This is a genomic window from Streptomyces termitum (assembly GCF_014650175.1).
Lineage (GTDB): Bacteria > Actinomycetota > Actinomycetes > Streptomycetales > Streptomycetaceae > Streptomyces > Streptomyces termitum.
In genome coordinates this window covers 61,840-86,683 of sequence record NZ_BMUL01000006.1, presented here as the reverse complement: position 1 = coordinate 86,683, position 24,844 = coordinate 61,840, and the positions used below count along the sequence as shown (strand labels likewise).

Annotated in this window: 20 protein-coding genes; 9 read left to right on the top strand and 11 right to left on the bottom strand. The window is 76.2% G+C overall.

Annotation, left to right across the window (positions count from 1 at the left end; genetic code table 11):
- Window positions 1-26: 26 nt before the first annotated feature.
- The 6 genes from IE219_RS13335 to IE219_RS13310 form a co-directional block, all read right to left on the bottom strand.
- Window positions 27-2,789: a SpoIIE family protein phosphatase gene (locus IE219_RS13335; protein WP_189976894.1), complete on the bottom strand. Its 2,763-nt coding sequence runs from the start codon at window positions 2,787-2,789 to the stop codon at window positions 27-29.
- Window positions 2,786-4,903, bottom strand: coding sequence for a SpoIIE family protein phosphatase (locus IE219_RS13330; protein WP_373298823.1), 2,118 nt, complete (start codon window positions 4,901-4,903; stop codon window positions 2,786-2,788). Before IE219_RS13330 ends, IE219_RS13335 begins: the two co-directional genes overlap by 4 nt.
- A 45-nt stretch (window positions 4,904-4,948) precedes the next feature.
- Window positions 4,949-6,157: an MFS transporter gene (locus IE219_RS13325; protein ID WP_189976893.1), complete on the bottom strand. Its 1,209-nt coding sequence runs from the start codon at window positions 6,155-6,157 to the stop codon at window positions 4,949-4,951.
- A 73-nt stretch (window positions 6,158-6,230) separates the two neighbouring features.
- A complete protein-coding gene (locus tag IE219_RS13320; protein ID WP_189977296.1) occupies window positions 6,231-6,635 on the bottom strand; it encodes a hypothetical protein in 405 nt (134 codons plus the stop codon).
- 208 nt (window positions 6,636-6,843) lie between these two features.
- A complete protein-coding gene (locus IE219_RS13315) occupies window positions 6,844-8,292 on the bottom strand; it encodes a peptidoglycan D,D-transpeptidase FtsI family protein (RefSeq protein ID WP_189976892.1) in 1,449 nt (482 codons plus the stop codon).
- Window positions 8,293-8,379: 87 nt separating this feature from the next.
- Window positions 8,380-9,150: an IclR family transcriptional regulator gene (locus IE219_RS13310; RefSeq protein ID WP_189976891.1), complete on the bottom strand. Its 771-nt coding sequence runs from the start codon at window positions 9,148-9,150 to the stop codon at window positions 8,380-8,382.
- A gap of 125 nt (window positions 9,151-9,275) precedes the next feature.
- Here IE219_RS13310 and IE219_RS13305 point away from each other — a divergent pair, with 125 nt between their 5' ends.
- The 4 genes from IE219_RS13305 (at window position 9,276) to IE219_RS13290 (ending at window position 13,251) form a co-directional block, all read left to right on the top strand.
- The gene (locus IE219_RS13305) at window positions 9,276-10,772 is read left to right on the top strand and encodes an aldehyde dehydrogenase (NADP(+)) (RefSeq protein ID WP_189976890.1); all 1,497 of its coding nucleotides are present in this window, start codon (window positions 9,276-9,278) and stop codon (window positions 10,770-10,772) included.
- A gap of 67 nt (window positions 10,773-10,839) precedes the next feature.
- Window positions 10,840-11,316 (top strand): GNAT family N-acetyltransferase, encoded by a 477-nt coding sequence (locus tag IE219_RS13300; protein WP_189976889.1) that lies wholly within the window; start codon window positions 10,840-10,842, stop codon window positions 11,314-11,316.
- Window positions 11,317-11,375: 59 nt separating this feature from the next.
- Window positions 11,376-12,092: a DsbA family oxidoreductase gene (locus IE219_RS13295; protein ID WP_189976888.1), complete on the top strand. Its 717-nt coding sequence runs from the start codon at window positions 11,376-11,378 to the stop codon at window positions 12,090-12,092.
- Between the two features lie 100 nt (window positions 12,093-12,192).
- Window positions 12,193-13,251, top strand: a complete 1,059-nt coding sequence (locus tag IE219_RS13290) for an aminotransferase class V-fold PLP-dependent enzyme (RefSeq protein WP_189976887.1) — start codon at window positions 12,193-12,195, stop codon at window positions 13,249-13,251.
- Between the two features lie 21 nt (window positions 13,252-13,272).
- Here the strand turns inward: IE219_RS13290 and IE219_RS13285 are convergent, their stop codons facing one another.
- Window positions 13,273-13,776, bottom strand: coding sequence for a MarR family winged helix-turn-helix transcriptional regulator (locus IE219_RS13285; protein ID WP_189976886.1), 504 nt, complete (start codon window positions 13,774-13,776; stop codon window positions 13,273-13,275).
- A 134-nt stretch (window positions 13,777-13,910) separates the two neighbouring features.
- On the opposite strand from IE219_RS13285, the gene IE219_RS13280 reads away from it, so the two are divergent.
- Window positions 13,911-14,978: an alkene reductase gene (locus tag IE219_RS13280; RefSeq protein ID WP_189976885.1), complete on the top strand. Its 1,068-nt coding sequence runs from the start codon at window positions 13,911-13,913 to the stop codon at window positions 14,976-14,978.
- 65 nt (window positions 14,979-15,043) lie between these two features.
- Here the strand turns inward: IE219_RS13280 and IE219_RS13275 are convergent, their stop codons facing one another.
- The gene (locus IE219_RS13275) at window positions 15,044-16,141 is read right to left on the bottom strand and encodes a pyridoxal-phosphate-dependent aminotransferase family protein (protein ID WP_189977294.1); all 1,098 of its coding nucleotides are present in this window, start codon (window positions 16,139-16,141) and stop codon (window positions 15,044-15,046) included.
- An 85-nt stretch (window positions 16,142-16,226) separates the two neighbouring features.
- Here IE219_RS13275 and IE219_RS13270 point away from each other — a divergent pair, with 85 nt between their 5' ends.
- The gene (locus tag IE219_RS13270) at window positions 16,227-17,312 is read left to right on the top strand and encodes an amidohydrolase family protein (protein ID WP_189976884.1); all 1,086 of its coding nucleotides are present in this window, start codon (window positions 16,227-16,229) and stop codon (window positions 17,310-17,312) included.
- A gap of 68 nt (window positions 17,313-17,380) precedes the next feature.
- Here IE219_RS13270 and IE219_RS13265 read toward each other — a convergent pair whose 3' ends face one another.
- Window positions 17,381-17,944, bottom strand: a complete 564-nt coding sequence (locus IE219_RS13265; protein ID WP_189976883.1) for a GNAT family N-acetyltransferase — start codon at window positions 17,942-17,944, stop codon at window positions 17,381-17,383.
- Window positions 17,941-20,022 carry a penicillin acylase family protein gene (locus tag IE219_RS13260; RefSeq protein ID WP_189976882.1) on the bottom strand — a complete coding sequence of 694 codons (2,082 nt, stop codon included), beginning with the start codon at window positions 20,020-20,022 and terminating at the stop codon, window positions 17,941-17,943. Before IE219_RS13260 ends, IE219_RS13265 begins: the two co-directional genes overlap by 4 nt.
- Window positions 20,023-20,129: 107 nt before the next feature.
- Between IE219_RS13260 and IE219_RS13255 the strand changes: the two genes are divergently transcribed.
- Window positions 20,130-20,846 (top strand): siderophore-interacting protein, encoded by a 717-nt coding sequence (locus IE219_RS13255; RefSeq protein WP_189976881.1) that lies wholly within the window; start codon window positions 20,130-20,132, stop codon window positions 20,844-20,846.
- A gap of 343 nt (window positions 20,847-21,189) precedes the next feature.
- Window positions 21,190-22,200: an SCO1860 family LAETG-anchored protein gene (locus IE219_RS13250; protein WP_189976880.1), complete on the top strand. Its 1,011-nt coding sequence runs from the start codon at window positions 21,190-21,192 to the stop codon at window positions 22,198-22,200.
- A 203-nt stretch (window positions 22,201-22,403) separates the two neighbouring features.
- On the opposite strand, the gene cobC is transcribed toward IE219_RS13250, so the two are convergent.
- The gene (gene cobC, locus IE219_RS13245) at window positions 22,404-24,056 is read right to left on the bottom strand and encodes an Rv2231c family histidinol phosphate aminotransferase CobC (RefSeq protein WP_189976879.1); all 1,653 of its coding nucleotides are present in this window, start codon (window positions 24,054-24,056) and stop codon (window positions 22,404-22,406) included.
- Between the two features lie 6 nt (window positions 24,057-24,062).
- Between cobC and IE219_RS13240 the strand changes: the two genes are divergently transcribed.
- Complete coding sequence (locus IE219_RS13240) at window positions 24,063-24,842, top strand: ZIP family metal transporter (protein WP_189976878.1); 780 nt, start codon at window positions 24,063-24,065, stop codon at window positions 24,840-24,842.
- Window positions 24,843-24,844 lie beyond the last annotated feature (2 nt).

Below are 24,844 nucleotides of genomic sequence, written 5' to 3'. Positions count from 1 at the left end.
CGCGGTCCGGAGGGGCGGCGCCCCGCTCACCAGGCCAGCTTCTCCAGCGCGTCCAGGTCGAGATCCGCCGCCGGACCCGGCTCCGGGCCCTCCCCGCCGTCCGGCCCCACCCGCAGCTCCGCCCAGATCGTCTTCCCCCGGGGCCCGTATCGCGTCCCCCACCGCTCCGCGTACCGCGCCACCAGGTACAGCCCCCGCCCGCCCTCCTCCGTGTCCGTCGCGTGCCGCAGGTGCGGCGAGGTGCTGCTGCCGTCCGACACCTCGCACACCAGCGTCCGGTCGTACAGCAGCCGCACCCGCACCGGGTCCGCCCCGTACCGCACCGCGTTCGTCACCAGCTCGCTCAGGATCAGCTCCATGGCGAAGACCGGCTCCTCCAGACCCCACTCCGCCAGCTTCGCCGCCGCCGCGTTCCGCACCGGCGACACCGCCGCCGGGTCCCGCGCCACCTCCCACTCGGCGATCCGGTCCGCCGGGAGCCGCCGCGCCCGCGCCACCAGCAGCGCGATGTCGTCCCGGGGCGTCGGCGACAGCAGGTTCGCCAGCACGTCCGCACAGATCTGCTCCGGACTCCGGTCCGGCCGCTCCAGCGTCCGCCGCAGCAGCCGCAGCCCCGCCCCCAGGTCCCGCCCGTGGTCCTCCAGAAGCCCGTCCGTGAACAGCACCAGCTTGCTGTCCTCCGGCAGCAGCAGCTCCGTCGTCTCGAACGGCACGTCCCCCAGCCCGAGCCCCAGCCCCAGCGGCAGCCCCGGCGACAGCGGCGGGAACTCCACCCGCCCGTCCGCGCCCACCACCGCCGGACCCGGATGCCCCGCGCTCGCCACCACGCACCGCCCGGACGCCGGATCGTAGATCGCGTACAGACAGGTCGCGCCGGTGATGCTCTCCTCCCGCCGCCCGTCGCCGCCCGCCGCCGGATCCGCCTCCTCGTCGATCCGCCCGGCCAGCTCGTCCAGGTGCCCCAGGATCTCGTCCGGCGGCACGTCCAGCGTCGAGAAGTTGTGCACCGCCGTCCGCAGCCGCCCCATCGTCGCCGCCGCGTGCAGCCCGTGCCCCACCACGTCGCCCACCACCAGCGCCACCCGCGCCCCCGGCAGCGGGATCACGTCGAACCAGTCGCCGCCCACCCCCGCCTTCGCCGGCAGGTAGCGGTACGCCACCTCCACCGCGTCCTGCTCCGGCAGCACCCGGGGCAGCAGGCTCCGCTGGAGCGTCACCGCCATCGCGTGCTCCCGGGTGAACCGGCGGGCGTTGTCCACCGCCACCGCCGCCCGCGCCGCCAGCTCCTCCGCGAAGTCCAGGTCCTCCTCGCCGAACGGCTCCGACGCCTCCGTCCGCCAGAAGTTCGCCATCCCCAGCACCACCCCCCGCGCCAGCAGCGGCACCGTCAGCAGCGACCGCATCCCGTACGCCAGCGCCCGCGCCGCCCCCGCCGGGTCCTGCGCCCGCCACCCCTCCGCCTCCGCCAGCTCCTGCGCCACCGCGTGCCCGGTCGCCAGCGCCTGCGCCATCGGCGTGCTCGGCACGTGGAAGCGGATCTCCTCCCCGACCGGCTGGAGCGGCCCCTCCGCCCGCACCCCGCTCAGCGCCGTCCGGCGCATCCGCGACAGCGTCGCGTCCTGCGGCGGCTCCTCGCCCCGCAGCACCGGCTCCAGCAGCTCCACCGACGCGAAGTCCGCGAACCGGGGCACCGCCACCTCCGCCAGCTCCTCCGCCGTCCGCACCACCTCCAGCGTCGTCCCGATCCGCATGCCCGCCTCGTACAGCAGCTCCAGCCGCTCCCGCGCCACCTCCGCCCGCCCGGAGACCGCCGCCAGCTCGGTGCTGTCCCGCATCGTCATCACGCACCCCGCCGCCCCGCCCTCGGCCGGCGTCGGCCGCACGTTCACCGCCAGTAGCCGCCCGCCCGCCCGCAGCACCTCGTCCGTCACCTCCCGCCCCGACTCCAGCAGCTCCACCGTCCGGGGAGCGAGCCCCAGCTCCGCCACCGGCCGCCGCTCCGCGTCCGCCGACAGCCCGAGCAGCCGCCGCGCCTCGTCGTTGGCGAGCACCAGCCGCCGGTCCGCGCCGACGATCAGCACCCCCTCCCGGACCGCGTGCAGCACCGCCTCGTGGTGCTCCTTCATCCGGGTCATCTCCGCCGGGCCCAGCCCGTGCGTCTGCCGCCGCAGCCGCCGCGACACCAGCGCCGCCCCGCCCACCGCCAGGACCAGCGCCCCCGCGCCCGACGCCGTCAGCACGAGCAGCCGCCCGCGCGTCACCCCGCTGATGCTCTCCACCTCGATGCCGCTGGTCACCAGCCCGACGGTCCGGCCCCCCGCGTCCTCCACCGGCGCCACCGCCCGCACCGCGTCGTGCGGCGCGCCCCGGAAGGTCTCCGTGTACGCCTCCCCGTCCTCCACCGCCCGGGAGAAGTCACCGGCCGCCTTCGTCCCGATCAGCGCGGGCTCCGGGTCCGTGTACCGGACCCCGTCCGGGCCGAGGACCGCGATGAAGTCCACCCCGGTCGCCCGCCGCACCTGCTCGGTCCGCCCCTGGAGGGCCGCCGTCGGATCCGGCGACTCCAGCGCCGTCTCCACCCCGGGCGCCTTCGCGAACGCCTCCGCCACCGCCAGCGACCGCAGCCGGGCGTCCCGCAGCACGTCCTGCCGGGCCTGGTGGAAGGTGATCGCCACCGCCGCCACGATCACGAGGAGCGCGATCAGCGCCTCCAGCGCGAAGACCTGCCCGGCCAGGCTCCGCAGCCCGGAACTCCGCTCCCGCCCCGGCCCGCGCCGGCGCCGCCTCACCGGGTGCTCCGGGCGATCAGCAGCGCCACGTCGTCCGGCGCGCCGGGCCGCCGCAGCTCCCGCAGCAGCCGGTCGCAGCTCTCCTCCAGGGGCAGCCCCCGGGTCTCCTCCACCAGCCGCACCAGCAGCGCCAGCCGCTCGTCGATGGGGGCGTCCCGGGTCTCGATCAGCCCGTCGGTGTACAGCACCAGCCGGTCGTCCGGCAGGAAGGGCACCCCGGTCGTGCGGAAGGCCCCGCCGCCCACCCCCAGCGGCACCCCGGTCGCCACCGGCACCAGCTCGGCCGGTCCGGCGGCCGGCAGCCGCACCGGCGGCAGGTGGCCGGCGTTCGCGATCCGGCAGCGGCCCCGGGCCGGGTCGTGCACCGCGAACAGGCAGGTGGCGATGGAGTGCTCCGGGGCCACCGTGATCCGGTCCAGGTGCCGCAGCACCTGCTCGGGCGGCAGGTCCAGGTCGGCGAAGGCCCGGGTGGCGGTCCGCAGCCCGCCCATGGTCGCCGCCGCGTCGATGCCGCTGCCCATCACGTCGCCGACCACCAGGGCGGTCCGGTCGCGGGGCAGGGCGATCACGTCGTACCAGTCCCCGCCGACCCCGCTGGACGCCTGGGCCGGCTGGTAGCGGGCCGCCACCTCCAGGCCGGGCCGGGCCGGCGGCTCGCCCGGCAGCAGGCTGCGCTGGAGGGTCACCGCCGCGTTGCGCACGCTCTGGTGCCAGCGGGCGTTGTCGATGCCGACCGCCGCCCGCGCGGCCAGCTCCACCGCCAGCAGCACGTCGTCCTCGTCGAAGGGCAGCGGATTGCGGTCCCGCTTCAGGTCGAGCGCCCCCAGCACCTCGCCCCGGGAGATCAGCGGCACCGCCAGGTACGAGTGGACCCCGGCCCGCGCCAGCCGCTCGGCCGCCTCCGGGTCGCGCGCGATCCGCGCCAGGTCCGCCGGGCCCACCCGGGGCACCAGCACCGGCCGCCTGGTCCGCACGCACCGGGTGACCAGCCGGTCCGCCCCGTACAGGGCGACCGAGCCGGGCCGGTCGGCGGCCGGCAGCGCCTCCGTCTCGTGCTCGGTGGCCACCGCCAGCGCCCGGAACAGCGCCGGACCGTGCCCGGGGCCGCCCGGCCGGTGCGGCGAGAGCACCGCGTCGAGGACGTCGACCGCCGCGACGTCGGCGAGGGCCGGCACCACCACCGAGGCCAGCTCGCCCGCCGTCCGCTCCACCTCCAGGGTGGTGCCGACCCGGGCGGAGGCGTCCGCGACCAGCGCGAGCCGCCGCCGGGACCGGTCGGCCGCCGCGTCCGCCCGGTGCCGCTCGGTCACGTCCACCACCCAGGTCGCCACCCCCAGGACCCGGCCCCCGGCCGCTTCCAGCCGGTAGAACGACACCGACCAGGCGCGCCGGCCGCCCGGGTCGCCGGGCACGGACCCCAGCACCTGGAAGCCGAGGCGCGGCACCCCGGTCGCCAGCACCTGCCGGGCCGCCGCCTCCGCCGGCCCGGTGTCCACGCCGGTCAGCACCTCCGAGGGCAGCCGGCCCAGGTGGCGGGCGGCCGGAATGCCGTTGAACCGCTCCAGGGCCGGGTTGACCAGCACGTACCGCAGCTCGGTGTCGAGGACGGCGAGGCCGATCGGGGACTGGGAGACCAGCCGGTCGGAGAGGGCCAGCCCGGTCTCCACCCGGTCCACGGCGCTCCGGTCGGCGGCGATGCCGAGCGCGTACAGGCCCCCCAGGTCGTCGGTGAGCCGCATGTTGCGGAACTCCACCTCGCGGGCCGATCCGTCCTTGTGCCGTACGGGGAAGGTGCCCGCCCAGGCGGTGCCGTGCCGCAGCACCTCGCCGAACAGGCGCACCGCCTCCGCCCGGTGTTCCTCGTCGACGATCAGCCGGGCCACGTACTGCCCCAGGGCCTCCTCGGCGCGGTAGCCGAACAGGCCCTCGGCCTGCGGGCTCCACAGCACGATCCGCCCGGCGGAGTCCACCACCACGGCGGCCACCCCGAGCACGTCGAGCAGGCCCTTCGCGTCGAGGTCCGCCACCGGACCCGGGAGACCGTCCGCGCCCGTGCCCGCATGCGTGCCCGCGCCCATGCCCGCGCCCGCGCCCGGGAAGGAACCGGCCGTCACCCTGCCCTCCTCCCGCCGAGCCCGACACCCCTTCCATGCTCCCCGTCACCTCCCGGCCACGCACCACGAGCGCGGCGGCCGGGGCGTACGGGGCGGGCGGGGCGCCCGGGGACGGCGGTCGGCGACCGCCGCCCCGGCGAGGCCCGCCACCGCCAGGACCGGGAGCAGCACCCGGGGGTCCAGGGCCGTCACGAGCGCCGCGCCCAGGGCCAGGGCCAGCGCGTTCGGGACGAAGAGCAGGGTGTTCGCGGTCGCCGCGAGCCGCCCGGCGGCCCCGGCCGGGGCCGCGCGCTGGACCGCCGTCGCCACCGCCACCAGCACCCACGGCAGGCCGAGCCCCAGCACCGCGCTCGCCGCCAGGGCCACCGCCCCGGACGGCAGGGCCCGCGCCCCGGCCGCCACCGAGAAGAGGACGAGCCCGGCGAGGGCGAGTCGCCGCTCCGGCAGCCGCCGCAGCAGCGGCCCGGCGAGCAGCCCGGCCGCCACCGAACCGGCGCCCTGCACCGCGTACAGCACTCCGGCGTACGCCGGGGCGCGGCCGAGGACCCCGTCCACCACCGCGTACACCGCCGCGCCGTTGACCCCCGCGAGCAGCATGGTGAAGGAGCCGGTCGCGACCAGCCGGCCCAGCCCCGGCGAGGCGGCCAGCAGCCGGACGCCCTCGGCGGTCTCCCGCCACCGGGCCCCGCGCCCGGCCGGGGCGGCGGCCGGGGGCTCCTCCCGCACCCGCATCGCGGCGAAGGCACCGGCGGCCAGGACGAAGCTCGCCGCGTCCAGCAGGACCACCGGTTCGCCCCCGTACCGGGCGAAGAGGCCGGCCGCCGCCAGCGGGGCGATCAGCTTGGTCGACTCCCCGGCCGTCATCCGCCAGCCGTTGACCGCGCCGAGCCGCTCCCTGTCGACCTCGGCGGAGAGCAGTGCCTGCTCGGCCGCGTCGTGCACGGTGCCCTGCGCGCCGTACAGCACGAGGACGGCGAAGAGGAGCCAGACCCGGTCGGCCGAGGTCACCCACAGCAGGACCGGCAGCAGCCCCGCCATGGCGAGGTCGAGCCCGACCAGCAGCGGGCGGCGGCGGAACCGGTCGGCGACCGTGCCGAGCAGCGGCCCGAGGAGGGCGGGGGCCCACAGGGCGAAGGCGGCGAGGGCCGCGAGACTGTCCGAACCCGTCAGCGACTTGACCCAGATCCCGGAGACCAGCCACATCGCCGTCGTCCCGAACCCGGACACGACCACACCCGTCAGATACCAGCGCATGACCGCAGCGTGGCCCCTGAGGAGGCCCCGCCGGATCGGGCGACCGCCCTATTTCCGGCGGCTTCCGCGCAGGTCAGGGACGTGCGGCGGACTGAGTCCCCGGGGCGGCGGCCCGCTTCTCGTACCAGAGGGCCGCCCCCGTCACCACGGCCCCGAGCCCCTCCCACAGGCCGACGCCGAGGAAGCCGGAGGGAGCCCGGCCGGTGACCACGGCGAGGGTGAAGACGGTACAGGTCAGCAGCCGGAAGGGGACCGTCCAGCGGAAGAACGCCTTCCAGTCGGAGAGGGCCGCGAGGACGTAGTAGACGCCCATGTTGAGCGCGGCCATCGAGGAGGCGGTGAGGAAGACCAGCGTGTGGTCGCCGTCCGCCCGCGCGCCCTCGGGCACCGGCTCGAACCCCATCACCGTGATCAGGACGTCCGGGGCGACCAGCCCGACCACCCCCAGGGCGGCGGCGAGGACGCCGAAGACGGCCATGGTCCAGCCGGACAGGGAACGGGGCAGGCGGCGCACGGGGGTCCTCCGCGGGACGGGTGAGATCGGCAGTTCGAGAGGGTGCTGCGTGTTCGAACGTGACTCTGCATATCGCGCCGGAGGGCCGCGGGGCCAATCGGGGCCCCGCACCGCCCACTTGGGCCGGGAAACCGGCCCCCGGCCCGCGCTCCCCGGCGCCGCTCCCGGCCCGCTACCTCAGCGCCGCCGCCATCATCTTCTGGGCCACCGGGGCCGCCAGGCCGTTGCCGCTGACCTCGGAGCGGGCCGCGCCCGAGTCCTCGATCATCACCGCGACGGCCACCTGCTTCCCGGTCGACGCGTCCTTCCCGTACGAGGTGAACCAGGCGTAGGGCGTCTTGCTGTTGTTCTCGCCGTGCTGCGCCGTGCCCGTCTTGCCGCCGACCTCGGCCCCGCGCACCGCCGCGTTGCCGCCGGTGCCCTCCTCGACCACCGTCACCATGGCGCTGCGCAGCTGCTCGGCGGTGGCGGCGGAGACGACCCGGGCGGGGGCGCCGCCGCCGAAGGACTCCAGCGCGTCGCCGTCGGAGTCGACGACCTCGGAGACCATGTGTGGGGCGGCCAGCAGCCCGTCGTTCGCGATCACCGCCGAGACCATCGCCATCTGGAGCGGGGTCGCGGTCACGTCGAACTGGCCGATGCCGCTGAGCGCGGTCTGCGCCCGGTCCATGCCCTTCGGGTAGACGCTCGGGTAGGCGCGGACCGGCACGTCCAGCTCGGCGTCGTCGAAGCCGAACTTCTCCGCCATGGCCCGCACCCTGTCCTGCCCCAGGTCGACGGCCAGCTTGGCGAAGACGTTGTTGCACGAGTACTGGAGCGCGGTGCGCAGGGTGGCGTTCTCGCAGGGCGCGGAGGCGTTCTCGTTGCGCAGCACGGTCCGGGTCCCCGGCAGGGTGTACGGATCGGGGCTCTGGGTCCGCACGTCCACCGAGGAGTACAAACCCTCCTCCAGGGCGGCGGCGGCCACCACCAGCTTGAAGGTGGAGCCCGGCGGCAGCGGCTGCCGCAGCGCCCGGTTGACCAGCGGCTTGTCCGGGTCGTCCAGCAGCTTCCGCCAGGCGTCGCCGTCGGTGGTGCCCGCGATGGCGGAGGGGTCGTAGGACGGGGTGGAGACCATGGCGAGGATCCGGCCGGTGGCCGGGTCGATCGCGACCGCCGCGCCCTTCTTGCTCCCCAGCGCCCGGTAGCCCGCCTTCTGCACGGCCGGGTCGACGGTGGTGACCACGGTGCCGGGCTTCCCCGGCGCGCGGGTCACCGCGTCCAGCGGGTCGCGCAGCCGGTCGTCGGTGCCGTCGAGGACGCCCGGCCAGATGCCCTCCAGCTGGGTGGAGCCGTACGCCTGCGAGCTGTAGCCGGTGACCGCCGCGTACAGCTCGCCGTCCGTGTACGTCCGCTCATAGGCGAGGTCACCGCTCCCGGTGGCCTTCGAGCCGGTGACCGGCGTGCCGGCCACGACGATGTTCCCGAGCGGCTGCGCGTACTGCGCGATGGTCTTCCGCCGGTTCTTGCTGTCGTTCGCGAGCGCCTTGCCCTCGTACGCCTGCACCCAGGTGGCCCGGCCCAGCAGGGCCAGCACGAGGAGCAGGACGAAGACCGAGGTGCGCCTGATCGTCTTGTTCATGGCACCAGGGGGACGAACGGCACGGTACGCGGCGTTCCGGATGTGCCCGGATTCTCAGGAAACGTTCATGCGGGCCGGGCCCGCGCCTCACAGCCGCCGGGTCGCCAGCGTCAGCCGGTCCCGGGCGTCGAACAGCGCGTCCTTGACCAGCTGCTCGTGGGCCGGGGTCAGCCGGGCCACCGGCACCGAGCAGCTCAGCGCGTCCCGGGACGGCGTCCGGTAGGGGATCGCCACCGCGAAGCAGCGCAGCCCCAGCGTGCTCTCCTCCCGGTCCACCGCGTACCCCCGCTCGCGCACCGCCGCCAGCTCCTCGATCAGCCGCTCCCGGTCGGTGATCGTGTGCTCGGTCACCGCGGGCAGCGCGGCGGGCAGCAGCGCCCGCACCCGGTCGTTGTCGTGGGTGGCGAGCAGCGCCTTGCCGAGCGCGGTCGCGTGGGCCGGCAGCCGGCGCCCGACCCGGCTGAAGGGCCGCAGGTGGTGCCGGGACTGCCGGGTGGCCAGGTAGACCACGCTGGTGCCGTCGAGCCGGGCCAGGTGGATGGTCTCGGCGGTGTCGTCGGAGAGCCGGTCCAGGGTGGTCCGGGAGGCCGCCACCACCTCGTCGCCGTCGATGTACGAGGTCCCCACCAGCAGCGCCCGCACCCCGATCCCGTACCGGGTGCCGGTGGCGTCGGTCTCCACCCAGCCCAGCTCGACCAGGGTGCGCAGCAGCATGTACAGGCTCGACTTGGGATAGCCCACGGCCTCCTGGACGGCGGCCAGCGCGTGCATCCCCGGCCGCCCGGCGAAGAACTCCAGCAGCTCCACCGTCCGCACCGCGGACTTCACCTGTGCCCCGCTCGCCTCGGCACCCGCCATGGCCCCTCCCCTTTTCTCTCCGATGTCCGGACGGCCTTGTGGGAACGTCCGCCGCCTCCATAGAGTCCACCTACGAGCGTTCATACACAAGAACGGCGTTCATCATAGTGAACAGAGGTGTGGCGGTGTCGGCAGCAGCAGTGTGGAGTGTGGACCCCCGGACGGGGAAGCGGCGCGAGCGGGTGGCGACGGAGGCCACCGCCGCCGACGTGGACCGCGCGGTCCGCGCCGCGCACGCCGGCCGGGAGGCCCTCGCCGACCGCGCGGTCCGGGCCGCCTTCCTCCGTACGGCCGCCGGCCTCCTCGACGCCGCCGCGGACGAGGTGGTGGCCACCGCCGACGCCGAGACCGCCCTCGGCGCCCCCCGGCTCACCGGCGAACTCGCCCGCACCACCGCCCAGCTCCGCGCCTTCGCCGACGTCGTCGACGAGGGCGCCTTCCTCGACGCGCGGATCGACCTGCCCGACCCGGCGGCCGTCCCGCCCCGCCCCGACCTGCGCCGCTGGAAGATCCCGCTCGGCGTCGTCGCCGTCTACGCCGCGAGCAACTTCCCGCTCGCCTTCTCGGTGCCCGGCGGTGACACCGCCAGCGCCCTCGCGGCCGGCTGCCCCGTCGTCGTCAAGGCCCACCCCGACCACCCGGCCACCTCCGAGCTGGCCGCCGGACTGCTCCGCCGGGCCGCCGCCGAGCACGGCCTGCCCGAGGACGTCGTCGTCCTCCTGCACGGCTTCGACGCCGGCGTCGAGCTGATCCGCCACCCGCTCGTCGCCGCCGCCGGCTTCACCGGCTCCGTGCGCGGCGGCCGGGCCCTCTTCGACGCCGCCGCCGCCCGCCCCGTCCCCATCCCCTTCCACGGCGAACTCGGCTCGCTCAACCCGGTCGTCCTCACCCCCGCCGCCACCGCCGGGCGGGCCGAGGAGCTCGGCACCGGCCTGGCCGGCTCCATGACCCTGGGCGCCGGGCAGTTCTGCACCAAGCCCGGCCTGGTCCTCGTCCCGGCCGGCGCCGACGGCGACCGCTTCCTCGCGGCCCTCGCCAAGGGCGTCGCCGAGACCGCGCCCGCCGTCCTGCTCGACGGGCGGATGCGGGCCGCCTTCGTCGACGGCGTCACCGAGCGGGCCGCGCTCGACGGCGTCACCGCCCCCGTCCCGCCCGGCGCGGCCGACGAGCACACCGTCCGCGCCGGCGTCCTCGCCGTCGACGCGGACCGGCTCGCCGCCGGCGGCCACGGCCTCCTCCTGGAGGAGTGCTTCGGCCCCGTCACCGTCGTCGTCCGCTACGCCGACGAGGCCGGGCTCGCCGCCGTCCTCGCCCTCCTCCCCGGCAACCTCACCGCCACCCTGCACTGCGCCGACGACGATCCGGCCGCCGCCGGCCTGCTCGCCGCCCTCACCCCGCTGGCCGGCCGGATCCTCGTCGGCGGCTGGCCCACCGGCGTCGCCGTCGCCCAGGCCCAGCACCACGGCGGCCCCTACCCGGCCGCCACCTCCGCCGCCACCTCGGTCGGCGCCACCGCGATCGAGCGCTGGCTCCGCCCCGTCACCTACCAGTCCACCCCCCAGCACCTCCTGCCGCCGGAACTCCGCGACGGCAACCCCCTGGACCTGCCCCGGCGCGGCTGACCCCCGGCCCGGGCTCCCGGAGGAGGGGCGGGGAACCGGGGCCCGACCGGCGGCGTCCTGACCGGACATGATCAGAAACGCCACCGCCGCCGATCTCGACGCCGTCGCCGCCCTGCACGCCGAGGCCCGTGCCACCTACTACCGGGGCCACCTTCCGGAGGAGGAGTACGCGGGCGCGGAGGAGACGGCCCGCTCCCGCGCCGGGTGGGCCGCCGCCATCGAGCGGGGCGCCGTCCTCGTCGCCGAGCGGGACGGCGCCGTCGCCGGGATCGCCGCCCACCGCACCGCCGAGGGCGTCGCCGACCTCACCCAGCTCCACGTCGCCCCCGCCCACTGGCGCCACGGCGTCGGCACCGCCCTGCACACCGCCTGCGCCGACGCCTGGCGGGCGGCCGGCCTGCGCACCGCCCGCCTGGAGGTCTTCGAGCACAACGCCCGCGCGCGGGCGTTCTACGCGGCCCGCGGCTGGCGGCCCGACCCGGAGCGCCCCCGCTCGGGCGACCACCTGGTGCTCCGCCTCACACTCGGCACCGAAACGGAATGAGATCCGCTCCCCGGGGGTTGAACAGGGGAACGAACCCCCCGCCCCCGGAGAAGGAACCCATGCGCGTCGAGATCTGGTCGGACATCGCCTGCCCCTGGTGCTACATAGGAAAGGCCCGCTTCGAGAAGGGGCTCGCGGCCTTCGCCCACCGCGACGGCGTCGAGGTCGTGCACCGCTCCTTCGAGCTCGACCCGCACCGCGCCAAGGGCGAGACGGGCCCGGTCCTGGAGATGCTGGCGTCCAAGTACGGCCGGACCCTCGACGAGGCCCGTGCCATGGAGGAGCACGTCGCCTCCAACGCCCGCGCCGAGGGCCTGGAGTACCTGACCGACGGCCGCGACCACGGCAACACCTTCGACATCCACCGGTTGCTCCACCTGGCCAGGGAGCGCGGACGGCAGGACGCGCTGCTCGACCTCGCCTACCGGGCCAACTTCGCCGAGGAGCGGTCCGTCTTCGACGACGCGACCCTGCTCGCCCTCGCCGTCGAGGCCGGTCTCGACGAGGCCGAGGCGAAGGCCGTCCTCGCCGACCCCTCCGCGTACGCCGACGCCGTCCGGGCCGACGAGCGCGAGGCCGCCGAACTCGGCGCGAACGGCGTGCCGTTCTTCGTCCTCGACCGCCGCTACGGCGTCTCCGGCGGCCAGCCCGCCGAGGTCTTCACCCAGGCCCTGGAGCAGGCATGGCAGGGCCGGACCCTCCAGCCGGTCGCCGCCGCCGGCCGGGACGCGGAGGCATGCGGCCCCGACGGCTGCGAGGTCCCGCCGCGCGACTGACCCCGCACCAGCCCTGACCTGCGGCGATAAGCGCCGCTTGGGGGTCTCCCCGTGATCCCCGGGCATTGACGGGCGGTCCCGGGGAGCCCAGGGTGGGGCCATGGACAGTCTCGACCAGCCGCTGGGCGGCGCCGAGTTCGCCCCCCAGCGGACCTACCTGAACACCTCCGCCTGCGGCCTGCTGCCGCGCCGCGCCGTCGAGGCGGTCACCCTCCTCATGGAGGAGACCGCCGCCGGGCGGCCCGGCGGCGCGGGCAGCTTCGACGTGGTGGCCGAGGCCCGCGCCTCGTACGCCCGGCTGGTCCGGGTCGCGCCCGAGCGGGTCGCGGTCGGCAGCTCGGTCGCCGTGCACTGCGGGATGATCGCCCAGTCGCTGCCGCCCGGCGCCGAGGTCCTCTTCCCCGAGGGCGACTTCTCCTCCGTCATCACGCCGTTCACCGTGCGCGGCGACCTGAAGACCCGCTTCGTGCCGCTGGAGCGGCTCCCCGGGTCCGTCGGCCCGGGGACCGCGCTCGTCGCCTTCTCTGCCGTGCAGTCCGCCGACGGCCGCACCGCCGACCTCGCCGCCGTCCGGGCCGCCGCCGCGGCCCACGGCGCGCGCACCCTCCTCGACGCCACCCAGTCCGCGGGCTGGCTGCCGCTGCGGGCGGGGGACTGGGACTACACGGTCGCCGGTGCCTACAAGTACCTGCTCTGCCCGCGCGGCACGTCCTTCCTGACGGTCACGGAGGAGGCCCAGGAGAGCCTGGTGCCGATCCACGCGGGGTGGACGAGCGGCGAGGAGCTGTGGGTCAACAGCTACGGCCCGGTGCGCGAACTGGCCCGCTCCGCCCGCCGCTTCGACGAGCCCCCGGCCTTCCCCTCGTACCACGGCGCCGCCCGCTCGCTGGCGCTCCTGGAGGAGATCGGCGTCGAGCGGATCGAGGCGCACGACAAGGGGCTCGCGGCCCGCTTCCGGTCCGGGCTGCGCTCCCTGGGCCACGAGCCGGTCGCGGACGTCTCGACGGTCGTCGCCGTCCCCGGGCTGGGGCACCGCGCCGAGGCCCTGCGGGAGGCGGGCGTCCTGCTCTCGGCCCGCGCGGGCCATCTGCGGGCCTCCTTCCACCTGTACAACACGGCGGCGGACGTCGACCGGGCCCTGGACGTCCTGGCGGGCTGACCCCGGCCCGGTCTCGGCGCTTCAGCAGTTCAGCGGTGCGCAGCCGCCCGCCTCGTCCGCCTCGTCGCGGAGGTTCTCCGCGACCAGGCCGAGGAGGCGGGCCAGTTCGGCGCGGCCGGCCGGGTCCAGGCCGGCCAGCGAGCTCTCCTCCAGGTCGGACCAGGCCCGCTCCACCCCGGCGCGCAGCGCCCGCCCCCGCTCGGTCGTCTCGACCAGGACCGCGCGCCGGTCGGCGGGGTCGGGGGAGCGGCGCACGTATCCGCACTGCTCCAGCCGCTGGAGCATCTTCGTGACAGTGGACGGGTCCAGGCCGAGCGACTGGATCAGCTCCGACTGGCGGGCCGCCCCGCAGTCCCACAGCCGCATCATCATCAGCTCCTGGCCCGGGTAGAGGCCCAGATCGCGCAGGCGCCGCCCCATCGCGATCCGGTGCGCCCGGGCGACCCGGGCCAGGGTGATGCCGACGGGGCCGCCGCGCGCGGCGGACGGCGTCTGGTCGGTACAGGCGGGATCGGCTGTGGTCATCGGGGCTCCTCGGGGCGGTTCCTCCCCTCCAGGTTACCGTGACCCGCACTTTTGATTGGCTGGCCAAGGAATGGGTTACAGTGGCGACGGGCCACATACTTGGCCGACCACATAATTCCTGTGAGGGGACCGTCATGACCACCGCCTTCGACCCCTACGACCTCGCCGGAACCCGCCTCGCCAACCGCGTCGCCATGGCCCCCATGACCCGCAGCCGGGCCGACGGGGAGACCCGCACCCCCACCGACGCCGTCGTCGAGTACTACGCCCAGCGGGCCTCCGCCGGCCTGATCATCACCGAGGGCGTCCAGCCGGTCCCCGAGGGCCAGGGCTACCCCGACACCCCCGGCCTGCACAGCCGCGAGCAGATCGCCGCCTGGCGCGAGGTCACCGACGCCGTCCACGAGCGCGGCGGCCGGATCTTCGCCCAGCTCATGCACTCCGGCCGGATCGGCCACCCCGACCTCCTCGACGGCGACCTGCACCCCGTCGGCCCCTCCGCCGTCGCCGCCGCCGGACAGGTCTTCACCCACGAGGGACCCAAGGACTTCGTCACCCCGCGCGCCCTCACCGGCGACCAGGTCCGCGAGGCCGTCACCGGCTTCGCCACCGCCGCCCGCAACGCCGTCGAGGCGGGCTTCGACGGCGTCGAGATCCACGGCGCCAACGGCTACCTGATCCAGCAGTTCCTCGCCTCCGGCTCCAACCACCGCACCGACGAGTGGGGCGGCGGCGTCGAGAACCGCGTCCGCTTCGCCGTCGAGGTCGTCCGCGCCGTCGCCGCCGAGATCGGCCCCGACCGCACCGGCCTGCGCATCTCCCCGGCCAACACCCTCAACGACATCGCCGAGACCGACACCGAGGAGATCTACCGCGCGCTGCTCGACGCCATCGAGCCCGTCGGCATCGCCTACCTCCACGTCCTGGAGACCGCCCCCGAGCGCCGCCCCCTCGTCCACGAGCTGCGCAAGCGCTTCGCCGGCGCCTTCGTCCTCAACCCGGCCACCGAGGGCCCCACCGGCGCCGCCGACCTCGCCCTCGTCGAGGAGGGCGTCGCCGACCTCGTTGCCTTCGGCCGCCTCTTCGCCGCCAACCCCGACCTGCCCGCCCGGCTGCGCGCCGGCGGCCCCTACAACGAGCTGGACGCCGCCACCCTGTACGGCGGCGACCGGACCGGCTACACCGACTACCCCGCGCTGTAACCGGCCCGGGACGCACGGGAGGGCGGGGTCCGGCACCGGACCCCGCCCTCCCGTACGCGTCCCGCCTACCAGGCCGCGGTGACCGCCCGGCGCGCCCCCTCCAGGTCCACCGGCCGGCCCGCCTCGCCCAGCACCGCGCCCAGCGCGGCCAGCGACGACTGCACCGCGTTCGGCGTGGCGTCGGCCCCGTAGTGGTTCACCCGGATCATCTCCGCGGCCAGCGCCCCGCCGCCCGCGATCAGCGGCAGCGACGGGTCGGCCGCCAGCGCCTTCGCCACCACCTCGGAGGCGTTCAGCCCGGCCGGCACCCGCAGCGTCGTCGCCACCGGAGCCGCGTCCCGCGCCTCGCGCACGTACGGCTCCAGACCGCCGCCCAGCGCCACCGCGCCCGCCCGGGTCGCCGCCGCCGCCGAGGCGTGCCGGGCCATCAGCACGTCCAGGCCCTCCGCCTCGATCCGCTCCACGCACGCCTCCAGGGCCAGCATCTCCAGCTGCGCCGGGGCGTGCAGCAGCGCCTTGCGGCCGCCGTCGATCCACCGCTCCTTCCAGTCCAGGAGGGAGAGGTACGAGCGGCGCGGCGCGGCCGGGTTGGCGGCGAAGCGCTCCCAGGCCCGCGCGCTCACCGACACCGCCGAGACGCCCGCCGGGCCGCCCATCGCCTTCTGCGCGCCGATGATGCACATGTCGACGCCCCAGGCGTCCGGCAGCACCGGCTCGGCGCCGATCGAGGCGACCGCGTCCAGGTAGAACAGCGCGCCGTGCGCCCGCACGACCTCGCCGATCTCCGCCACCGGGTTGGTGTTCCCGGTCGCCGCCTCCGCGTGCACCAGCGAGACGAAGTCGATCTCCGGGTGCTCGGCGAGCGCCCGCTCCACCTGCTCGGCGGTGACCGCCGTGTGGAAGGGCACGGCCAGGTCGACGACGGTGGCGCCGCAGTCGCGCAGCCAGTCGCCGAAGGTCTGCCCGTACGGGCCGGTCACCACGTTCAGCGCGGTCGAGCCGGCCCGCGCCCCGCTGCGGATGCACCCCTCCAGGGGCAGCAGCGCCTCGCCCTGCGTGATCACCACGTCCTGCTCGGTCGAGAGCAGCGCGGCGACCCGCCGCTCGATCGACGCGAAGTGCGCGGCGGTCATCGGGGCCAGGTCCAGCAGCGGGTGTGTCACGGTCACGGTGGTGCCTTCTCGGGTCGGTGGTACGGCCGGGGCCAGCGTACGCCCACCCTCCCGGCCGCCCTCGTACAGTGCTGGCATGAGCGATCACGAGGTGTTGCACGTGCGGGGGCGGGTCCTCGTCGGCCCGGAGGACGTACGGGACGAACTCTGGTGCGTGGACGGGCGGATCACCTTCGAGCGGCCCGCCGGGGAGGCCCTGGAGGTGACCGGCTGGGCGCTGCCCGGCCTGGTCGACGCCCACTGCCACGTCGGCCTCGACCGGCACGGCCCGGTGGACGCGGCCACCGCCGAGAAGCAGGCCCTGACCGACCGGGACGCGGGCGCCCTGCTCCTGCGGGACGCGGGCTCGCCCTCGGACACCCGCTGGATCGACGACCGCGAGGACCTGCCGAGGATCGTCCGGGCCGGCCGGCACATCGCCCGCCCCCGCCGCTACATCCGCAACTACGCCCACGAGATCGAGCCCGCCGACCTGGTGGAGTACGTCGGGCGGGAGGCGCGGCGCGGCGACGGCTGGGTCAAGCTGGTGGGCGACTGGATCGACCGCGAGGTGGGCGACCTGGCCCCGTCCTGGCCGCGCGCCGAGGTCGGGGCGGCCATCGCGGAGGCGCACCGGCTGGGCGCCCGGGTCACCGCGCACTGCTTCGCCGAGGACTCGCTGCGCGACCTGGTCGAGGCGGGCATCGACTGCGTCGAGCACGCCACCGGGCTGACCGAGGACACCATCCCGCTGTTCGCCGAGCGGGGCGTCGCCATCGTGCCGACCCTGGTCAACATCGCGACCTTCCCGCACCTCGCGGACGGCGGCGAGGAGAAGTTCCCCCGCTGGTCGGCGCACATGCGGCGGCTGCACGCACGGCGGTACGACACGGTCCGCGCCGCCTTCGACGCGGGCATCCCGGTCTTCGTCGGCACCGACGCGGGCGGCTCGCTCGCCCACGGCCTGGTCGCACAGGAGGTCGAGGAGCTGACGAAGGCGGGCATCCCGGCGCTGGACGCCCTGGCGGCCACCACCTGGCGGGCCAGGTCCTGGCTGGGCCGTCCGGGCCTGGAGGAGGGCGCCCCCGCCGACCTCGTCGTCTACGCCGAGGACCCCCGCGCGGACGTCCGCGCCCTGGCCGCCCCCCACCGGGTCGTCCTGCGGGGACGGGTCATCGCCTGACGGGGGCCGGGGGCCGGGCCTGCGTTCCGACCGGCCCCCGGCCCTCGCCGGTCCGGCCGCCGTCCGGTTCAGCCCCGGCGGAGGAAGGCCAGGCGGGCGCGCTTCTCCGGGATGAAGACCTCCGGCAGGTCCACCTCGGGGAGGACGACCTCCGGGCCGAGCTCGAAGCCGGCCCGCACCATGCGGGCGACGGCCCTCTCGTTGGCCGCGTCCGGCTCGACCACGATCCGCAGGTGGTCGCGGTGGCAGAAGGCGACGAGCGCGGAGAGCAGCCCGGCGGTGAAGCCGGGGGCCGGGGCGGCGGCCGGGGCGATCAGCAGGTGGCAGCCGACGTCGCCCTCCTCGACCTCGTAGCACTCGCTCACCCGGTCCGCGGCGGGCTCGTACGTCTGGAAGACCGCGACCGGCTCCCCGTCGAGCTCCACCAGGAAGCCGTGGTGGGTGGTGAGCGAGTCCAGGTGGGCGTAGACGTCCCTGACCTGCTCGACGGTGGTGCCGTTCATGCCCCAGAAGACCGCCCGCTCCTCGTTGACCCAGGCGTGGATCAGCGGGGCGTCCGAGGCCGGGTCGATCGGCCGGACGGAGACGGTGCCGAGGCCCTCGACGGTCTGGACGTGCACGGGGGTGGTCATGCCTGCTGCTCCTTGGTGAGACGGTGCCAGTCGGTGGTGACGGGGGCGAGGTCGCCCCGCAGCCACAGGGGGAGTTGGTCTTCGTGGTGCGGGTCGCCGGCCACCCCGGACGCGCCGAAGGGCACGGCCCAGCCGCCGCGTTCGCGGTCGGCGAGGTCCCACACGTACCGGGCGGCGGAGGCCCGCGCGCTCCGGTCGGTGAAGCCGGGGACGCTGGAGGTGGAGAGCACGCAGTCGTGGTCGCCGCCGAGCCCCGGCCACCGCGCGTCGTCGGGGTCGGGCAGCGCCTGCCAGGGCGCGAGCCGGTGGGTGGTCCCCCAGGCGGGCGGCGGCGCGCCCGCGCCGGTCTCCTCCAGCGCCTCGCGGACGATCCGGTCGACGTCCCCGGCGGGCACGGGACCGCCGGTCAGGAGCGTCTCCAGGGCGAGGCCGACCCGGGGGAGGAGCAGCAGCCAGGGGTGGAAGAGGGCGGGGTACGGGGCGGGGCCGCGCAGCGCCGCGAAGGCGTCGTGGGCCGTCAGCAGGCGCACCACGGCGCCCCGGACGGCCGCGTACAGTCCGGCGTCGGCGCTGTCGGCGTCCATCCGCCGGTCCCAGGCCAGCAGCCGGTCGCGGACGGCGGAGGCGGCGGGGGAGAGGCCATCGGCGGCGCGCGCGACGGCGGCCAGCAGCGGGGCGGCCGAGCGGTTGTCGGTGTCGCGGTGGACGGCGGCGGTCGCCCCGGGCGTCCAGGCGTCGGAGGCGTCGAGGAGGGCGGCGATCCGGTCGGCCCGGTGCGGCGGGGCGAACTCGACGCCGAGCGGGGCGGCGATGCCCCGGGCGTTGGCCATCACCGCGTGCCCGCCGGTCACCTCGGCCCGGGGCGTCGGCGCGGGCTTTGGCCCCCAGGCGTGCCGGGCGTCCCAGGCGGGCACGGGCCGCAGCGCGTTGGCCCGGTCCCGTACGGGCACGTGCCCGGCGACCCGGTGCAGCAGCCCACCGGCGGTGTCGGCGGCGAGGACCACGTTCACCGGCTCCACCCAGTCGTCGAGGGCGGCGTCGACGTCGGCGACGGTCCGGGCGGCGAGCAGGCGCGGCAGGGCCTCGAAGCCGAGCCGGCCGGTGACCCGGGGCACGTACCGAAGGGCGAGCCCCTCCCCCTCCCCCTCGACCCCGGCCGGCCCGTCGCCGGTGATCACCGGGCCGCGCCGGGTCTCGACCACCTCGACCGCGACCGGGTCGCCGCCGGAGACCTCGACCGTCTCGGTGTGGACGGCGGCCGGTTCCCAGCCGTCGGGGCCGTACGCCTCCACGCCGCCGTCGCCGGTGCGCCGCAGCCGCTCCCGGTACAGGTCCTGGTAGTCGGCCATCGCGTTGGTGATGGCCCAGGCGACCGGTCCGGCGTGGCCGAAGTGGGCGAGTCCGGGCACGCCGGGGACGGCGAGGCCGAGGACGTCGTACTCGGGGCAGGCCAGCCGGATCTGCTGGTAGACGCCGGGCGCCTCGATGAAGCGGTGCGGGTCCCCGGCGACCAGGGCGGCGCCGCTCGCGGTCCGCTCGCCGGTCACCAGCCAGCCGTTGGAGCCGGCGGTGGCCGGGCCGTCGGCGGCGAAGAGCTCCGTCCACTCCTCGCCGAGCCCGGCCGCGACCCGCTCGCGCCACAGCTTGGTGGGGAAGCCGGCGAAGAGGATGTGGGTGGAGAGCCAGACGGCGAGCGGCGTCCACGCCTCCCAGCGGCCGGGGACGAGGCCGGTGGCGGCGAACTCGGGGGCGCGGCGGGCCCCTTCGGGCAGTCCGTCGTTCACCCCGTCCGCGTAGGCCCGGACCCAGTCCGCGGTGGCGGGGTCGGTCTCCGTCAGCCGGGCCAGGCAGCGGCGGGCGGTGTCGGCGAGCCGGGCGCGCCGGACGAAGACGTCCCAGCCGGTCTCGTCGGGGCCGAGGAAGGCGGCGGTGGTGCCCCGGGCCCGGTGGCGCTCGACCTCCAGCTGCCAGGCCCGGTCGCGCGCGGTCACCCGGCCCTGGGCGAAGGCGAGTTCCCGGGGATTCCCGGCGCGCAGATGGGGAACGCCGTACGCGTCCCGGTAGACCTCGATGCTCACGCCCGTCCCGATCCGTCCCTGTCGATGCGGGGCAGCCTTAGGTTAGGCTGTCCTAAATTGATCGTCGGCTCACGGTAACCCATGGGCCGCCGGGGGAGGAGCACGCGGTGGGACACGGATGGCAGGGCGCGGTCCTGAGACTGATGGGCGCCAAGGACTTCACGTTCACCGTCACGGGGGCCGAGCGGGTCACCGACGACTACCGGCGGGTCCACTTCACCGACGGCGGGCTGCTCGCCGCCGCCGGGGTCCACCCCACCATGTGGGTCCGGATCTGGTTCGAGAACGCGGGCCGGCCGCACCAGCGCGGCTACACCCTGGTCGACCCCGACCCGGAAACCGGCACCTTCAGCCTGGAGTTCGCCCTCCACGACGGGCCCGCCAGTCACTGGGCCCGCGCCTGCGCCCCCGGCGACACCGTCGAGGCCACCCTCCAGGGCACCGGCTTCACCACCCCCGAACCCCGCCCGGAGCGGCTGCTCCTGATCGGCGACGCGGCCTCGCTGCCGGCCGTCAACTCGCTCCTCGACGCGCACCCGGACCTGCCCGCGACCGTCTGGTTCGAGACCCGGCACGACGCGGACGGGGAACTGCCCTTCCGCGTCGACCCCGACCGCCACGACCTGCGCCGGGTGCCCCGCGAGCGGGCCGGCGCGGCGCTGGTGGAGCGGGTCAGGGCCGAACTGCCCGCGCTCGCCGGTCCGGAGGCGTACGTGTGGATCGCCTGCGACACCGCCACCACCCGGACCCTGGCCGGCTACGTCCGCAAGGAACTGGCCCTCCCGAAGGAGCGCGTCCACGCGCTGGGGTACTGGCGGCCCTAGGGTCCGTCCGGCGAAGGTCCGCCGGGCGGGCCCTGGTCCACCCGGGTGAGGTGCCGCGTTGACGATCCGTGACCCCGCCGGGGCGCGGATCGTTCTGCTTGTCCGCTCGGTGCCTCCGGGACCCCATCCTGTGAAACACGCGGGAAAAGCGGGAACGGTTGTGCCGAAAATAATCGAAAATGAACACGGAAACCCCCCTTTGGAGTGAACTCACGTCAGGCGACTGTCGGTTCACTCTCCGTGCGTAAAGATTCCCGTGTCTCAGTCGCCGGAGCCGCGCAGACCCACCGTCCCCGTGGCGAGCGGCCGGCGACGCCATGTCTCCTGTGGGGGTTCCACCATCTTGAACAGCAACACCTTCCGCGCGCCCGCACGCCGCACCGCGGCCGCCGCGACCGTTGCCGCCCTGGCCGTCGGTCCCGCGCTCCTCGCGGCACCGGCGGCACAGGCCGCGGACGGCAAGGGCCGCGCCGCCGCCGTCGTGCTGCGCGCCGGACTCGACGTCTCCCTCCTCGGCGAGACCGTCCAGGTCCCGGTCCGCGCCACGCTCAACGAGGTCCAGGCGCCCGAGAGCGAGAGCGAGACCGCGCTCAGCCTGAAGGTGCGCGGCGCCGAGGGCGGCAAGCCGATCGACATCCTCAGCGCCGACGTCGCCACCTCGACCGCCACCGTCGACGAGGCGAAGGCCGAGGGGTACGTCAACCTCGCCAAGGCCCGCGTCCACGTCCCCGGCCTCCCCCGGATCGCCGTCGTCGAACTGGAGAAGGTCACCTCCCGGGCGGTCTGCGCGACCGGGAAGAAGCCGGTCGCCGAGTCCAACGTCCTCGGACACGTCCGCGTCCTCGGCAAGAAGGTCACCCTCACCGCGGGCGGCCGCACCGAGGTCAAGGTGCCCGGCGTCGGCCGGGTCACCCTCGACCTCTCCCGCACCGGGACCACCGCGCGCACCGCCGCCGCCACCGCCCTGGAGCTCGACGTCGCGGTCGACCCGCTCGACCTCGGCGTCGCCAAGGTCAAGGGCACCGTCACCCTCGCGCAGGCCACCTGCGAGACGCCCGACGGCCCCGCCCCGACCCAGCAGCCCACCCCCACCGGGGAGCCGACCGGACAGCCCACCCAGGAGCCGACCGGGGAGCCCACCGGCAAGCCGACCGACGGGCCCGCGACGCGGCCCGCCGAGCCCGGGGACGACGGCGGCCCGAAGACGAACAACGGCGGAGCGGTCCCCACCGAGAACCTCGCCGAGACCGGCGGCAGCTCCACCACCCCGTACCTCGCGGCCGGCGCCCTCGCCCTCGTCCTGGCCGGCGGCGGCGCCCTCGCCCTGACCCGCAGGCGCCGCGGCCAGAACTGACCGCCCGAGGGGGAGACGCCACGGGGAGCGCGCCCACGGGGGACGGGGGCGGCCGAGCGGACCCGAGGGGGAACCGGGCCGGGGCGGGCGGTGGACCACACCGCCCGCCCCGGCCCGCCGCCGTTCCCGCGTCCGCGGGGCGGCAGCGGCCGGAGCGGAAGAAGGCGCCGAAGCCGGGCCCGCCGCCGTGAGCGGAGGGCCCGTCAGCCGCCCAGCAGCAGGGCCTGGTCCAGGGCCTGGAGGAAACGATTCGTCGTCACCCGGTCCCGGACCGCGAGCCGCAGCCAGTGCCGGTCGAGCCCCGGGAAGGTGTCCCCGCGCCGCGCCGCGAACCCCAGCAGCCGCAGCCGCTCCCGCACCGCGTCCGCGCCCTCGATCCGCAGCAGCACGAACGGCCCCTCGGCCGCCGCCACCACCCGCACCTCGTCGAACTCCGCCAGCCCCGCAAGGAGATGGTCCCGCTCCACGCCGATCCGGTACGCCGCCTCCTCGGCCTCCGCCAGCGCCGCCCGCTCCACGCACGCCTCCGCCGCGACCAGCGCCGGCGTCGACACCGGCCACAGCGGCTGCGCCCGCTCCAGCAGCGCCACCGTGTCCGGGTCCGCCAGCGCGTAACCGATCCGCAGCCCCGCCAGACCCCAGGTCTTCGTCAGGCTCCGCAGCACCACCAGCCCCGGCACGTCCGTCCGCCCGGCCAGCGCCTCCCGCTCGCCCGGCACCGCGTCCATGAACGCCTCGTCCACGACCAGGTACCGCCCCGGCCGCGCCAGCGACGCGATCGCCTCCGCCGGATGCAGCACCGACGTCGGGTTGGTGGGATTGCCGATCACCACCAGGTCCGCGTCCTCGGGCACCGCCGCCGGATCCAGCCGGAAGCCGTCCTCCTCGCGCAGCAGCACCCGGCGCACCTCGTGCCCGGCGTCCCGCAGCGCCGCCTCCGGCTCGGTGAACTGGGGGTGCACCACCACCGGCCGCCGCACCGGCAGCGCCCGCGCGAGCAGCACGAACGCCTCCGCCGCGCCCGCCGTCAGCAGCACCCGGCCGGTTGGCAGCCCGTGCCGCCCGGCCACCGCCGCCCGCGCCGCCCGGTCGTCGGGATAGGCCGCCAGGGAGGTCAGCGACCGCGCTATCCGCTCCCGCAGCCAGTCCGGCGGGGTCGCCGTCCGGACGTTGACCGCGAGGTCGGTGAGTCTCTCGTCCCGGACCTCGGCATCACCGTGGTGCCGCAGGTCGTGGGCGTGGCCGCCCGCCGGGGGGATGTCCGTGTGGGTGTCCATGTCCGCCGTCGTGTGGGGGGTGGGGATGGTGGGGGGTGAGTCAGGCTCGCCACCGATGTACCCGCACGTCAAGAGCGACAACCGTGCGACGGATCTCACGTCGCCGGGACGAACCGGGACGGAGACGGCGATCGCGCACGTCACGCGCGGCCCCTTCCGCTTCGGCACGAGCAGCACCGCCCCGGGGCCCGCCGCCCGCAGCGCCGCCGCCTCCGCCACCGACGCCGTCCCGGCCGCCGCCAGCACCGTCCCCGACGGATGCGGTACGGGCACGGCGGCCAGCACCCGCGCCGGGAACCCGGTCACCGGCACCCCCAGCCGCCGCGCCGCCGCCACGATCCCCGGCGCCGCCGCCCGCGCCTCCACCGTCGCGAACCCGGCCACGCGCGCGGACACCCCCACGCACCCGCCCTCCGGGGAACCGCCCCCCGCAGTCCCCGCTCCCGGGAGCCCTGCCTCCGCCAGGACCTCCCCGGCCCGGGTCAGCGCCGCCTCCACCAGCTCCAGGACCTCCTTCGCCGTCGCCCCCGAGCGGACCCCGACGCCGACGTGCAGACCCGGCGCACCATCCGGTAGCAAGGGGCCATGGCTGTGGTCGTCGCGCTCGGCGCGTTCCTCATGACGCTGTTCGGCGGCTGGGTCGCGCAGCGCGTCACCGACCGGCGCCACCTGGTCCTCGGCCTGGCCGGCGGCCTCATGCTCGGCGTCGTCGGCCTCGACCTGCTCCCCGAGGCCCTGGAGGCCGCCGGGCAGGACGTCTTCGGCGTCCCCGAGGCCCTGCTCCTCTTCGTCGGCGGCTTCCTCTTCGCCCACGTCATGGAGCGCCTGCTCGCCGTCCGCAGCGCCGCCCACGGCGCCGGTTCCGACTGGGGGGCCGCGCAGGGCACCCGGCCGGGGGGCGGCGGCCGGAAGGAGGGCGAGAGGGTCCCCCAGGTGGGACTCACGGCCGCCGCCGCGATGGTCCTGCACAGCCTCATGGACGGCGTCGCGCTCGGCGCCGCCTTCCAGGTCGGCGGCGGCATGGGCGCCACCGTCGCGCTCGCCGTCATCACCCACGACTTCGCCGACGGCTTCAACACGTACACGCTCACCAGCCTGTACGGGAACGCCCGCCGCAAGGCGATCGGCATGCTCGTCGCCGACGCGGTCGCCCCGCTCGTCGGCGCCGCCTCCACCCTGCTGTTCACCCTTCCGGAGGAACTGCTCGGCGCCTATCTCGGCTTCTTCGGCGGCGCCCTGCTCTACCTGGCCGCCGCCGAGATCCTGCCCGAGGCGCACCACGAACACCCCGCCCGCTCCACCCTGCTGTGCACGGTGGCGGGCGTGGCCTTCATCTGGCTCGTGGTGGGCCTCTCCGGCGGCTGAAC

Excerpts from the sequence above, each read along its gene's own strand:
- IE219_RS13320 (WP_189977296.1), bottom strand. The coding sequence starts at position 6,635 with ATGGCCGTCTTCGGCGTCCTCGCCGCCGCCCTGGGGGTGGTCGGGCTG.
- IE219_RS13310 (WP_189976891.1), bottom strand. The coding sequence starts at position 9,150 with ATGGCGGGTGCCGAGGCGAGCGGGGCACAGGTGAAGTCCGCGGTGCGG.
- IE219_RS13285 (WP_189976886.1), bottom strand. The coding sequence starts at position 13,776 with ATGACCACAGCCGATCCCGCCTGTACCGACCAGACGCCGTCCGCCGCG.
- IE219_RS13315 (WP_189976892.1), bottom strand. The coding sequence starts at position 8,292 with ATGAACAAGACGATCAGGCGCACCTCGGTCTTCGTCCTGCTCCTCGTG.
- IE219_RS13290 (WP_189976887.1), top strand. The coding sequence starts at position 12,193 with ATGGACAGTCTCGACCAGCCGCTGGGCGGCGCCGAGTTCGCCCCCCAG.
- IE219_RS13280 (WP_189976885.1), top strand. The coding sequence starts at position 13,911 with ATGACCACCGCCTTCGACCCCTACGACCTCGCCGGAACCCGCCTCGCC.
- IE219_RS13270 (WP_189976884.1), top strand. The coding sequence starts at position 16,227 with ATGAGCGATCACGAGGTGTTGCACGTGCGGGGGCGGGTCCTCGTCGGC.
- IE219_RS13300 (WP_189976889.1), top strand. The coding sequence starts at position 10,840 with ATGATCAGAAACGCCACCGCCGCCGATCTCGACGCCGTCGCCGCCCTG.
- IE219_RS13265 (WP_189976883.1), bottom strand. The coding sequence starts at position 17,944 with ATGACCACCCCCGTGCACGTCCAGACCGTCGAGGGCCTCGGCACCGTC.
- IE219_RS13325 (WP_189976893.1), bottom strand. The coding sequence starts at position 6,157 with ATGCGCTGGTATCTGACGGGTGTGGTCGTGTCCGGGTTCGGGACGACG.
- IE219_RS13295 (WP_189976888.1), top strand. The coding sequence starts at position 11,376 with ATGCGCGTCGAGATCTGGTCGGACATCGCCTGCCCCTGGTGCTACATA.
- IE219_RS13240 (WP_189976878.1), top strand. The coding sequence starts at position 24,063 with ATGGCTGTGGTCGTCGCGCTCGGCGCGTTCCTCATGACGCTGTTCGGC.